The 12206-nt window shown below is 69.3% G+C and carries 12 protein-coding genes; 3 read left to right on the top strand and 9 right to left on the bottom strand.

Annotated elements, in window-relative coordinates:
- Nucleotides 1-112 precede the first annotated feature (112 nt).
- Complete coding sequence (locus tag ACGFJ2_RS31320) at nt 113-1309, top strand: amidohydrolase family protein (protein ID WP_357937844.1); 1197 nt, start codon at nt 113-115, stop codon at nt 1307-1309.
- Here ACGFJ2_RS31320 and ACGFJ2_RS31315 read toward each other — a convergent pair.
- From ACGFJ2_RS31315 to ACGFJ2_RS31300, 4 genes are all read right to left on the bottom strand, one after another.
- The gene (locus ACGFJ2_RS31315) at nt 1306-1692 is read right to left on the bottom strand and encodes a YkvA family protein (protein WP_357937847.1); all 387 of its coding nucleotides are present in this window, start codon (nt 1690-1692) and stop codon (nt 1306-1308) included. The two genes, ACGFJ2_RS31320 and ACGFJ2_RS31315, sit on opposite strands and share 4 nt — an antisense overlap.
- A gap of 80 nt (nt 1693-1772) precedes the next feature.
- On the bottom strand, nt 1773-3191 hold the full coding sequence (locus tag ACGFJ2_RS31310) for an amidase (protein WP_393474354.1): 1419 nt from the start codon (nt 3189-3191) through the stop codon (nt 1773-1775).
- 13 nt (nt 3192-3204) lie between these two features.
- A complete protein-coding gene (locus ACGFJ2_RS31305) occupies nt 3205-4161 on the bottom strand; it encodes an LLM class F420-dependent oxidoreductase (protein ID WP_393474351.1) in 957 nt (318 codons plus the stop codon).
- A 172-nt stretch (nt 4162-4333) separates the two neighbouring features.
- On the bottom strand, nt 4334-5002 hold the full coding sequence (locus ACGFJ2_RS31300) for a TetR family transcriptional regulator (protein ID WP_357937857.1): 669 nt from the start codon (nt 5000-5002) through the stop codon (nt 4334-4336).
- Nucleotides 5003-5382: 380 nt separating this feature from the next.
- Between ACGFJ2_RS31300 and ACGFJ2_RS31295 the strand changes: the two genes are divergently transcribed.
- Nucleotides 5383-6486, top strand: a complete 1104-nt coding sequence (locus ACGFJ2_RS31295; RefSeq protein WP_393474348.1) for a hypothetical protein — start codon at nt 5383-5385, stop codon at nt 6484-6486.
- A 117-nt stretch (nt 6487-6603) separates the two neighbouring features.
- On the opposite strand, the gene ACGFJ2_RS31290 is transcribed toward ACGFJ2_RS31295, so the two are convergent.
- The 5 genes from ACGFJ2_RS31290 to ACGFJ2_RS31270 all read right to left on the bottom strand — a co-directional run bounded on the left by ACGFJ2_RS31290 (nt 6604) and on the right by ACGFJ2_RS31270 (nt 10494).
- On the bottom strand, nt 6604-7662 hold the full coding sequence (locus ACGFJ2_RS31290) for an aspartate-semialdehyde dehydrogenase (protein WP_357937863.1): 1059 nt from the start codon (nt 7660-7662) through the stop codon (nt 6604-6606).
- Nucleotides 7659-8933 (bottom strand): aspartate kinase, encoded by a 1275-nt coding sequence (locus ACGFJ2_RS31285; protein WP_357937866.1) that lies wholly within the window; start codon nt 8931-8933, stop codon nt 7659-7661. Before ACGFJ2_RS31285 ends, ACGFJ2_RS31290 begins: the two co-directional genes overlap by 4 nt.
- Before the next feature lie 84 nt (nt 8934-9017).
- Entirely contained in the window at nt 9018-9548 is a 531-nt protein-coding gene (locus ACGFJ2_RS31280) for a DUF5063 domain-containing protein (protein WP_357937869.1), read from the bottom strand.
- Entirely contained in the window at nt 9541-10140 is a 600-nt protein-coding gene (gene recR / locus ACGFJ2_RS31275) for a recombination mediator RecR (RefSeq protein WP_225302238.1), read from the bottom strand. The genes ACGFJ2_RS31280 and recR overlap by 8 nt, the downstream gene beginning before the upstream one ends.
- A 3-nt stretch (nt 10141-10143) precedes the next feature.
- Entirely contained in the window at nt 10144-10494 is a 351-nt protein-coding gene (locus ACGFJ2_RS31270; protein WP_225302239.1) for a YbaB/EbfC family nucleoid-associated protein, read from the bottom strand.
- Nucleotides 10495-10892: 398 nt separating this feature from the next.
- Here ACGFJ2_RS31270 and ACGFJ2_RS31265 point away from each other — a divergent pair, with 398 nt between their 5' ends.
- A complete protein-coding gene (locus ACGFJ2_RS31265) occupies nt 10893-12191 on the top strand; it encodes a transcriptional regulator (protein ID WP_393474341.1) in 1299 nt (432 codons plus the stop codon).
- Nucleotides 12192-12206: the final 15 nt, after the last annotated feature.

Here is a 12206-nt window from a genome sequence, read left to right as displayed (position 1 = left end):
CCGGGGTCGCCACATCCCCCTCCCGGCGATCCCGGGTCCTCGGGCATAGTGGATACCCAACGGAGACGTCGCAGCTTGTTCGACGTTATGCGGCCGTCGTACGGTTACCTGCGTGACTACGCCGCTGCTCCCCGATCCGGATCCGAGGCGGCGCGACTATGTGATCATCTCCGCCGACGATCACCTGATCGAGCCGCCAGACCTTTTCGAAGGCCGGCTCGCGGAGAAATACGCCGAGGTCGCGCCAAAGGTCGTGGAGACGGAGGGCGGTCACCAAGTCTGGCGCTACGGCGGCGCCACATACCCGTGTGCCGGGCTCGACGTGGGCGCCGGTCTGCCCCGCGAGCAATGGACGCTCGACCCGGTCAGGTTCGAGCACATGCGCCCCGGCTGCCACGACATCGAGGCCCGCATCGAGGACATGGACCTGGCCGGCATCTGGGCGGCGCTCTGCTTCCCCGGCATGCTGGCCGGCCAGTCGGGCATGCCGTTCGCCAGGACCCGCGACCAGGAGCTCGGCCTCGCCCTGGTCAAGGCGTGGAACGACTGGCACATCGACGTCTGGGCGGGCACCTACCCCGAGCGCATCATCGGTCTGCAGCTGCCCTGGCTGCCCGACCCCGATCTCGCCGCCAAGGAGATCAGGGCCAACGCGGCGCGCGGCTTCAAGGCCGTGGTCTTCCCCGAGTTCCCGACCCGGCTGCGGCTGCCGTCGATCCACAGCGGCCACTGGGACCCGTTCTTCGCCGCCTGTGAGGAGACCGGCACCGTCGTCTGCCTGCACACCGGTGGCTCCAGCTGGTCGCCGGTGCCCTCGCCCGACACGCCCATCGAGGCGATCACCACGCTGATGCCGACCAGCGCGATGTTCGCCTGCGCCGACTGGCTCTGGTCCGGGCTCCCGCTGCGCTATCCCAACCTGCGCATCCTCATCGTGGAGGGCGGCGTGGGCTGGCTGCCGATGCTGGCCGCGCGGGCCGACTACGCGCTGGATCACCCCGTCGCGGGCGAGGCGCAGTGGGACGGCGGCCTCAAGCCCAGCGAGGTGCTGCGCCGCAACTTCTACTTCGGCACCCTCGACGACCACTCCCTGTCGGGGGTACGCCTGGCGGTCGGCCTCGACCATGTGCTGCAGGAGAGCGGCTACCCGCACTCCGACTCGACCTGGCCCGACACCCAGCAGGCGGTGGCCCAGAACCTCGGCACGCTTCCGCCCGCCGACATCGCCAGGGTCGCCTACGGCAACGCCGCCCGGTTGTTCGGCCACCCGCTGCCGTCACGAGCCTGGCTGCGGATGGAGGAGTTCTAGCGGCGGCGCGGTCGCTTGGGACCAAGCCCGTCGTCGAGCTTGCCCTGGACGCTTCCCTGGATGGTCGCGCGCTCCCAGTCCACGTAGCGTCCGCTCTCGCCGAGCAGCGAGGCGATCAGCCAGAGGAAGACCCCGAAGTCGTCCACGACACCGATGAGCACGAGAAAGTCCGGCACCAGGTCGATCGGCGAGATCATGTAGATCACGCCGAACCCCATCAGCGCCAGCTTGCTCTTGCCCATGCCGTCGTACTCACCGCGCATCACGGCGCCGATCATGCGCGGGATCGCTCGTAACCTGGCCATCAAGCCCGGCGTGCCGGGCTTGCTCACTTCACGGTATGTACGCCAGGCCGCCGCAGCCCGTCCTGCCTTCGCCATCATGTCGCTCCTCATACCCGGGCCTCTCACGACATAACGCGTCACGGCCGGAACCGAGTTCCCGAGGCTCGGCCCTCTGATGGTCAGCGCAGTGCGGCGTGCTCGAACGGCCGGGCGGCCTCGATCTGTGCCGCGACCCTGACCAGCAGGTCCTCCCGCCCGGCCGCGGCCACCAGCTGGACGCCCACGGGCAGGCCCGCCGCGTTCCGGTGCAGCGGCAGCGAGATCGAGGGCTGGCCTGTCGCGTTGACCGGCGCGGTGTAGGACACGGCGTGCGCGGTCCTGCCGAACGCGGTGCTCAGGTCGTCCGGCGGGATCCACCCGAGCGGGAACGGCGCGACGCCGAGAGACGGCATCAGCAGCAGGTCGTACCCCGACGCCCACCACGCGGCCATCCGCCTGCGGAACCCGTCGATCCACTGGGTGGCCAGGATGTGGGCGGCCGCGCTGTGCCCGCGCCCGGCGCCGACCATGGCGGCGTTGCGCGGCTCCAGCTCCTCCAGCTCGACCGGCTTGCCGCGCCAGACGCCGACGTTCTCGATCTCCGCGGCCAGGTTGTTCGCCACGATGGCGCCGAAGTGGGCGGGGAAGTCCGGGTCGCCGAGCGCGTCGGGGCAGCCGGGAGCCACGTCGTGGCCGAGCGCCGCCAGCAGGGCGGCGGCCACCTCGACCGCCTCGGTCAGCTCGGCGACCGCCGGCACGTCGTCTCTCGGGTGCGTGGCGACGAAGCCGACACGCAGCCGCCCCGGGTCCGCGCCGACCTCCTCGGCGAGCGGCCGCGGCAGCTGTGGGGCGTCATAGGGATCGCCCGGCACGTAGCCGGACACGAGGTCGAGCGCCGCCGCGGTGTCGCGCACGCTCCTGCTGACGAATCCCGGGCACGAGAAGCCGCTCCAGCCCTCGCCGGCCGACGGTCCCGCGCTGGAGCGCCCGCGGGTCGGTTTGAGCCCCACCAGCCCGCACAGGGCCGCCGGGATGCGGATCGAGCCGCCGCCGTCGCTGGCCGTGGCCAGCGCCACCATCCCGACCGCGACCGCAGCCGCCGACCCGCCGCTCGACCCACCCGCGGAGTAGGCCGGGTCGTAGGGGTTGCGCGTGGGTCCGTACGCCACGGGCTCGGTGGTGATCGTGCTGCCGAACTCGGGAGTGTTGGTACGGCCCAGCACGACGAACCCAGCGGCCCGCAGCCGGGCCGTACCGTATCCGTCCTCCTTGACCACGACGCCGTCGAACGTCCGTGAACCCGCGCCGTACGGCTCACCCGACTGCGGCCAGCCCAGGTCCTTCAACAGGATCGGCACACCACGGAAGGGCGCGTCGGCGGGGATGGCGTCGAGCTCGGCCAGCGCCCGCTCGAACCGCCGGTGGATCACCGCGTTCAGCTCGCCGTCGTACGCCTCGATCCGGGCGATCGCCGCCTCGACCAGCTCGCGCGGCGACACCCGCCCGTCGCGGACGGCCGCGGCCTGCTCGATCGCGTCAGACCTCAGTACGTCGTCCATCGCTTCCTCCCGGTCAGGTCGTGGGGGCCAGGTCGCGGACGGCCTGCGTGATCGTCACCTCGCCACCCGGGATGGGCGCGAGGACAGGGGTGTCGAGGCCGTTGTCGACGTACTCCTGGATCCTGGCCCGGCAGGTCGCGGCGTCGCCGTGCACGACCAGCGCGTCGACCACCTCGTCCGGGATCGCCTTGAGCGCGGCCTGCCGGTCGCCGGCCGCCCACGCCTCGTGCATCGGCCGCAGCACCTCGCCCCGGCCGAGCCAGTCGTGGAAGGCGGCATAGGCCGGCACGGTGAGGTAGGCGGCCAGCATCCAGCGGGCCAGCGCGCGTACCTTGTCGGTGTCCTCGCTCACGCAGACGAACAGGCGGGCGATGAGCTCGGTGTCACCGATCTCGGCGCGCACCTTCCGTACGTCCTCGGGCGAGAGCCAGTTGGTGATCGCGCCGTCCGCCTCCTCGGCGGCCAGACGCAGCATCCGGGGCCGCAGCGCCGCCAGCACGACCTTCGGCGGGATCTTCGGCGCCCGGTCCAGCTTGAACCCCTTGATCTCGAACGTCTCGTACCGCTGCGACACCTTCTCCCCCGTCAGCGCCTCTTTGAGGAAGCGCAGGGTGTCGCGGGTCCGCGCGTACGGCTTGGTGAACTCGACCGCGTTCCAGCGCTCCACGATCGCCGGGGAGGAGGAGCCGATGCCGAGCAGGAACCGGCCGGGCGCCAGGTCGGCCAGCGTGGCGGCCTGCATCGCGAGCAGCGCCGGACCGCGCGTGAACACCGGCACGATCGCGCTGCCGAGCCGGATCCCCGGCGCCCACTGCGCGGCCATGGCCAGCGGCACGAACCCGTCGACACCGTTGACCTCGGCCGACCACGCGTCGGTGTAGCCGAGGGCGGGCAGCTCTGCGATCAGCTCCTGCGAGTCCGCCAGTGAACGGTCGGTGAACGGGATCGTCATGCCCCAGTTCTGAGTCATCGCGGCCTCCAGCTTGCCCCTCGCGGGGGATCGGGCGTCAATGCCAGGTAGGCCGACCATACCAACCGACCGGTATGTAGTCGCCGCCCTGACCCCTCTGACCCGCCCCGCACTCAGCCGTCTTGCCGGGCGTCGCCTTGCCGGGCGTCGTCTTGCCGGGCGTTTTGTCGGGTCAGGCGCGCAGCTCGTGGACCGCCGCGATGAAGTCCTTCGTGATCCCCCGCAGCCCCGGCAGGTGCGACAGGCCGACGAGCCGGTCCACCAGCGGGACCGTCACGTCGATCAGGCGATGCGTACGGTCGCAACCTGGCGAGGTGTCGTGCACCCAGAACAGCACCATGCCCATCGACAGCAGCCACAGCAGCTCCGGCAGCTCTTCGCGCAGCTCGGAGTTCATGCGGTCGCGCGCTCCCTCGACCACCTGCCGGTAGATGTCGATCGACGCCTCACGGGCCGGCGAGGACTGGGCGCTGAACGGGCTCAGCGGGTTCGTGGGCTCGGCGGCATGCTTGAAGAACTTCACCGCGAACTCGTGATAGGGCTCCGAGACCCGTACCCACTCGCGCAGCACCCCGCTCAGCCGGGCGGCGAACGACGACTCCGTGGCCAGCAGCTCACGGCAGGCCGCCTCATGCTCGGCCTGGGCGCGGTCGTAGTACGCCTGGATCAACGCCTCCTTGCTTTCGAAGTAGTAGTAGGCGTTACCGACGGATACACCGGCCTCGGCCGCGATGGCCCGCATCGTCGTCGCATCGAAGCCGCGTTCCCGGAACAGCCGCAAAGCCGTCTCGACAATGACTTCCCGGGTGCTCTCCGGTCCTCGATTTCGGGCTTCGGACACGTTCGTCACTTTACGTGGTAGTGGTGCGTTAGGTCAGGAAAGATCACGGTGATCGCCACCACAGGGCAAAAATCCCGGTGAGATAGGGGTTAGCTCCTGCGAAGGATGGGATTGATGTTTCTGGCGGAAGGGCTATTCCGCGAAAAGGCATCGACATGTGGATACGTGGAACAGTACGGCTGGTAGCGGTCGTATTCCTCAACATTGAGATCTCCATAATCGCGCTGGCGTCGGCCGCTTCCGCCGCTTCCCAAGCACCCGGCAGGGCGCCGCGGCAGACACCATCACCGATCACTCGGTCCTACCACATCGGGGGGACGATCGAGGCGCGCCGCTGGCACCCTTCGGTGGATCCGGCCGACTTCGGCCGGGAGGCCGCCTTGAACCGCGGGGGCCTCTCCGCCCACGGCCAGAAGTCGATCGGGCGCGATCCTGACACGTTCGCGGGCGCGCCGGAGTCATCGGTCCCAGAACCGATCACCTTCGGCCCGCTCGCGAACGAGAGCGGCCCGGCCGCGCTCCTGCGGGACCCGGGAACGGCGACCGGCGGCGTGGAGACGGTGGCGGCGGTCGTACGTCGTCCGGACGTGGTCATACGTCGTCCGGACGTGGTCATACATCGCTCGGACGCGGTCATACGTCGCCCGGACGCGGTCGTACGGGACAGGGATGCGCTTGTGCGGGACCGGGATGTGCTCATGGGGGACGGGGATGTGCTCGTGCGGGACCCGGAGAGGGACGCGAGCGGGCCAGAGACGCCCGTAAACGGCCTGGAAAGGGCCGTACGCGACCGGGACGTGGCCAACCCGCCGACGATGTCACAGGACGCCGTACCAGTCGCTCTGCGAGCCGACGCGCCGGTCTCACCGGCCGAGGTGTCCACTATCGCGGCGCGCCCTCTGTCGTCCGTGCCTCACCCGGCCGCCGTGACCATGCGGAAGCTCGAGGCCGACACCATGCGAAAACCCGGCACCGCCACCCCGCGGAAGCCGGGCGACGCCACCACACGGAACGCCGCCAAACTCCAGAAGGCCGGCAAGTCCCAGAAGGCCGACGTGGACCTGGCCCGCGTCAAACCCAGGTACGCGACCGTGCGCATGTCCCACGCGCTGGCCGCCGACTGGCTGCGTGATGAGGGCCTGCGTACGCATTCGTCGGGCCACTGCACGAACAAGCAGGTGTACCGCTGCACGTCCCTGGAGGACATCCGCACCTCGACCATCTCGCGGGTGATCGGCATCAAACGCCAGAGCGGCTGCCCCGTCATGGTCACCGGCGGCACCGAAGCAGGCCACGCCCCGGGCCCGTACAGCCACGGAAACGGCTACAAGCTGGACATCACCCACAACCCATGTATCGACCGATACATCACCAAAAATCATGAGAAGTCCGGCACTCGGGGTGACGGGGCCGCCCTCTACCGATCACCCTCGGGCACGGTCTTCGCCGACGAGGTGGACCACTGGGACATCCTGTTCCGGTGACACGGCCTGGTGACACGGCCTGGTGACACGCCCAGATGACAGGGCCGACGACCCAGACGGCGGCGCGCCGTGCGAACCCGCACGACGCGCCGCCTACTGAGACATCTGGAGGGCCGACTACAGCTCGCTCGCCACCAGCTCGGCGATCTCAGCGGCGTTGAGCGCCGCTCCCTTGCGCAGGTTGTCACCGCACACGAACAGATCCAGCGTGTTGGGGAAGTCCACCGCCTGCCGGATCCGCCCGACATAGGTCGGATCGGTGCCCACGACGTCGATCGGCGTCGGGTAGACCCCGTTGGCCGGGTCGTCCATCAGCACCACCGTCGGCGCCGCCTCAAGCACCCGGTGCGCGTCCGCCACCGTGATGTCACGCTCGAACCGCGCGTGCACCGCCAGCGAATGCGTGGTGATCACCGGCACCCGGACGCAGGTCGCGGAGACCTTCAGGTCGGGGATGCCGAGGATCTTGCGCGACTCGTTGCGCAGCTTGAGCTCCTCGGAGGCCCAGCCACCCTCCTTGTACGAGCCCGCCCACGGCACCACGTTGAACGCGATCGGCGCCGGGAACGGCGACTCCTCGGGCAGCTTGTTGCCCAGCACCTTGCGTACGTCGCCCGCCACCTGGCCGATCGACCGGTCACCGGCGAGCGCCTCGACCTCGTCGTACAGCCGCGCGGAACCGGCCACGCCCGCGCCGGAAACCGCCTGGTAGGAGGCGACGACGAGCTCCTTGAGCACGTATTCGGCGTGCAGCGCGCCCATGGCCGCCATCATCGACAGCGTGGTGCAGTTGGGGGTCGAGATGATGTTGCGCGGCCGCAGCCGGGCGTCGAGCGGGTTGACCTCCGGCACGACCAGCGGGACGTCGGGCTCCATGCGGAACGTGCCGGACTTGTCGATCGCGATGGCGCCACGCTCGGCCGCGATCGGCACCCACACGGCCGACACTTCGTCGGGCACGTCGAAGATGGCAATGTCGATGCCGTCGAACACCTCGGGCGCCAGGGCCTGCACGACGACGTCCTCGCCGCGCACCCTGAGCAGCTTGCCGGCCGAACGCGCCGAGGCGACGAGGCGTACCTCGCCCCAGATGTCGGCACGGGTGGAGACGAGGTCGCGCATGACGGTGCCCACAGCCCCGGTCGCGCCGATCAACGCCAGATTGGGCCTGCTCATCGTCCTGAACCTCCGTACACCACTGCTGAGACCTGGTCCGCGTCGAGATCGAAGGCCCGGTGCGCGGCCGCCACGGCCGTGTCCACACCGTCCTGCCCGACGATCACCGAGATGCGGATCTCCGAGGTGGAGATCATCTCGATGTTGACCCCCGCGTCGGCGAGAGCCGCGAAGAACGTCGCCGTGACGCCCGGATGCGAGCGCATGCCCGCCCCGATCAGCGACACCTTCCCGATCTGGTCGTCGAAGAGCAGCGACTCGTAGGCGATGTCACCCTGGATCTTCTTCAACGCCGTCAGCGCCGTCGAGCTGTCGGTCGTGGGCAGCGTGAAGGAGATGTCGGTGCGGCCCGTGGCCGCGGCCGAGACGTTCTGCACGATCATGTCAATGTTGATCCCGGCGTCCGCCAGAGTTTTGAAGATCGCGGCAGCCTCGCCGACCTTGTCGGGAACCCCGACAACGGTGATCTTGGCCTCGCTCCGGTCGTGTGCGACGCCGGAGATGATCGGCTGCTCCATCTCGGTTCCTTCGCTATAAGGATCAGAAACGACCCAGGTGCCTTCTTTGGTGCTGAACGAACTGCGTACGTGGATCGGCACATGGAAGCGCCGAGCGTACTCGACACAGCGCAGGTGCAGGATCTTCGCACCGCAGGCAGCCATCTCCATCATCTCGTCATAGGAGATCTTGGGGATCTGCTGTGCCGCGCCCACGATGCGGGGGTCGGCGGTGAAGATGCCGTCGACGTCGGTGTAGATCTCGCAGACATCCGCGCTCAGCGCGGCGGCCAGCGCCACGGCGGTCGTGTCGGAGCCGCCGCGGCCCAGCGTGGTGATGTCCTTGGTGTCCTGCGAGACGCCCTGGAACCCGGCCACGATCGCGATGTGGCCCCGGTCGAGCGCCTCGCGGATGCGGCTCGGCGTCACGTCGATGATGCGCGCCTTGCCGTGCGTGGAGTCGGTGATCACACCCGCCTGCGAGCCGGTGAACGAGCGGGCCTCGTGCCCCAGGTTGGCGATCGCCATCGCCAGCAGGGCCATCGAGATGCGCTCGCCGGAGGTCAGCAGCATGTCGAGCTCGCGGCCCGGAGGCAGCGGCGACACCTGCTCGGCCAGGTCGAGCAGCTCGTCCGTCGTGTCACCCATCGCGGAGACGATCACGACCACGTCGTTGCCGGCTTTTTTCGTCGCAACGATCCGCTGCGCGACCCGCTTGATGCAGGACGCGTCGGCGACGGACGAACCACCGTACTTTTGCACAACGAGCGCCACGAGAGTCTCCCGGTTCGGACTGTGAGCTGCCAGTCTACTGGGGGCTTCTCATGCGCCTGATGGTTCATACCACTATGTGGATGATCACACCGCCGTGGTTTCCTCCGCCACGTCAAGCCGTGAGTGGGCGGCGAGTGCCTGAAGTGCCCGCATGGCCGCGCCCGCGTGGTTGCCCCACGTATTGAAATAGGAGTATTGCCACCACCACAGCGCCTCGTGCGGCCGTCCGGCCTGAAAATGCCGCAGCCCGTGGATGAGGTCGGCGGCGACCGCCGTCAGGTCGTCGGAGAGCCGGTATGGGGTGACACCCGTGTCTTTGTACGGGTCGAACACCTCGGCATAGTCGTCGACCGCCTCCAGCAACTCCGACATCGCGGTGCGTACGCCGTCGATGTCGGGATCCTCACTCAGTGGCGGCTCGTAGTTGCCCGAGAGGATCACATCCTCGTTGGCGCCGAGCTTGGCGCCCGCGAGACTTACCTGCGCCACTTCGACCAGCAGTAGCGACCAGATGGCGTCGCCGCCCTCGCCGCCGGCGACCCTGGTCAGGCCGTCCACATAGTTCTGCGCGTGAGCGGCGATCTCCTCCGCCAGCGCGCTCCACTGGTCAGACATCCAGCAGCCTCCGTCCTTCGAACGCGCGGCCCAAGGTCACCTCGTCGGCGTACTCGAGGTCACCGCCCACAGGCAGACCGCTGGCCAGTCGTGTCACTTTCAGACCCATCGGCTTGACCAGACGGGCAAGGTAGGTAGCCGTCGCCTCCCCCTCGAGATTGGGGTCCGTGGCGAGGATGAGCTCCGTGACCCGGCCATCGGCCAGGCGCGTCATGAGCTCCCGGATGCGCAGATCGTCAGGGCCGACGCCGTCGATCGGGCTGATCGCGCCGCCGAGCACGTGATAGGTCCCGCGGAACTCGCGCGTCTTCTCGATCGCGACGACGTCCTTGGACTCCTCGACCACACAGATCACATGAGTGTCGCGCCGCTGGTCGCGGCAGATACGGCACTCCTCCTCGGCGGCCACGTTGCCGCAGACCCGGCAGAACCTGACCTTCTCCTTGACCTCCAGCAGGGCGTGGGCCAGCCGCTTCACGTCGGCCGGGTCGGCCGCCAGCAGGTGGAACGCGATCCGCTGCGCGCTCTTGGGACCGACGCCGGGCAGCATGCCGAGCTCGTCGATCAGGTTCTGGACGACCCCCTCGTACATGGCCTAGAACCCTGGCAACTGTCCGAGACCGCCGCCGCCGAGTCCCTGGGCCAGCGGGCCCAGTTTCTCCTGCTGCAGGTCGGCCGCCGCGCGAACGGCGTCGCGTACGGCGGCGATCACCAGGTCGGCGATCGTGTCGGCCGTGTCCTGCGGGTCGTCGGCGTCTATGACGCTCGGGTTGATCTTCAGCTCGAGCAGCTCTCCCGAGCCGTTGACCACGGCTGTGACCATGCCGCCACCGGCCGAGCCCTCGATCTGCGCGTCGTTGAGCTCCTGCTGGGCGCTCACAAGCTGCTGCTGCATGAGCTGTGCCTGCTCCAGCAGCTGCTGCAGGTTGACATCCCCTGGGTTCACCGTCGTGCGCTCCTCGTGGCTCCGCGTTCTTGACTGCCACGAGCCTACGGTGTTTGGGCGTCGTCATGTACTGCGGCATCCCCAACGTTTCGCCTTGGCCGGATCCCGGCCCCCCTCCAGTGTCCGAGACCCGGCCAACACGTCGGCCGGAGCGGCCGCACCACGCCGACGCGTTGCCGCACGCTAGCCCCGGCAACGTTGCACACACGTTGCGATCGTTCAATCACCCCTTGCAATCCCCCCGAACCGGTTGCGGCCACCAACCGCGAAGCGGATGCTCACCGTAAGGGGTTGACTACTTGGAGTGGCCCATGTGTCACACACATCCGGAAGCGCACTCTCGCGGAGCGCGCGCGGCGGCGGTTACGGAGGAGGCGGCGTCGGAGAGACCGTACGGGATGGTCACCACAGGGCTGCGCACCGACCCGCAGGACACGAGCCTCGACCGGGAGAACACGCACGAGATCGGGAACGCCCACGACCTCCGCGAAGTGCACCCGTTGCAGTCACTGCTCCCCTTACTCGCCCAGTCGCTCGCCCACATAGCCGACGAATCAGCCCACATGATGGTCGTGACGGACGCCGACGGCAGGGTTCTGTGGCGAGACGGCAACCCTGGCGTCCTGCGCGACGACAGCCCTGGCGTCCTGCGCGACGGCAACTCTGGCGTCCTGCGCGTCGCCACCGAACCCGACCGAACCGAGCCCTGCACCGACAGACCTCTCATGCGCGTGCTGCACGTACAGTCACGCAGCGCCGCCCCGATCATCGACCCCGACACCGACCGAGTGCTCGGCTGCGTCGACATCAGCGGCACCGCGCGCTCCCCGCACCCGGCCACGGTCGCGCTGGTCTGCGCCACGGCCAAGCTCGCCGAGACCCAGCTCGCCCTGCGCATGCACGAACGTGACGAGCGCCTGCGCCGCCGCTACGAGGCCCTGGGCGGCCACCCGGGCATCCTGCTCTCCCCGACCGGACGCGTACTCTCCGGAGACCCGCTGGGCACACTCGGCGAACGGCTCCCGCTGCCCGCCCCCGGCGAGCGCATGATCCTCCGGGACGGCCGTTTCGTCCTCCTCGAACCCTTCTCCGACGGCTACCTCCTACGCGCCGCACCCCTCACATCCGCCCCCACTCACCTCCGCCTGCGCGGCTTCCTCGGCGAAGGCTCGCCAACGGCCCTGGTGGGCGAGCACCGCCTGCCACTCTCCCTCCGGCACGCCGAGATCCTCGCCCTCCTGGCCCTGCACCCCGGCGGCCTCAGCGCCGAACAGCTCTCTTTCCATCTGTACGGCGACGACGGCAATCCGGTGACGATCCGGGTCGAGATCCACCGCCTCCGCGCCGAGCTCGGCGACACGATCGGCGCCCGGCCGTACCGGCTGACCTCACCCATAGAGGCCGACTTCCTGGAGCTCCGGGGCCTGCTGGCGAGCCCGGACCCCGCCTCTCTGGCCCGCGTCTACGCCGGCCCCCTGCTGCCGCGCTCGGAGTCGCCCGAGATCCGCCGCGAACGCGACGAGTTCGAGGTCCAGGTACGTACGTGCCTGCTGCTGCGCGGCTCACCCGATGATTTGTGGGCGTACGCGCAGACCTCCGGCGGACGAGAGGACTTCGAGATCCTGCAGCGCCTCGCGACCACCCTCCCCGCGACTGACCACCGCGCCGCCGCCGCCCAAGCCCGCCTACGCGCCTGAAGCCGCCGCCGCCCG

Origin of the sequence: Nonomuraea sp. NPDC049028 (assembly GCF_043197735.1) — a bacterium.
Taxonomy (GTDB): Bacteria; Actinomycetota; Actinomycetes; order Streptosporangiales; family Streptosporangiaceae; genus Nonomuraea.
The sequence above is the reverse complement of the archived record's forward strand: the minus strand, read 5'-3'. Positions and strand labels throughout refer to the sequence as shown.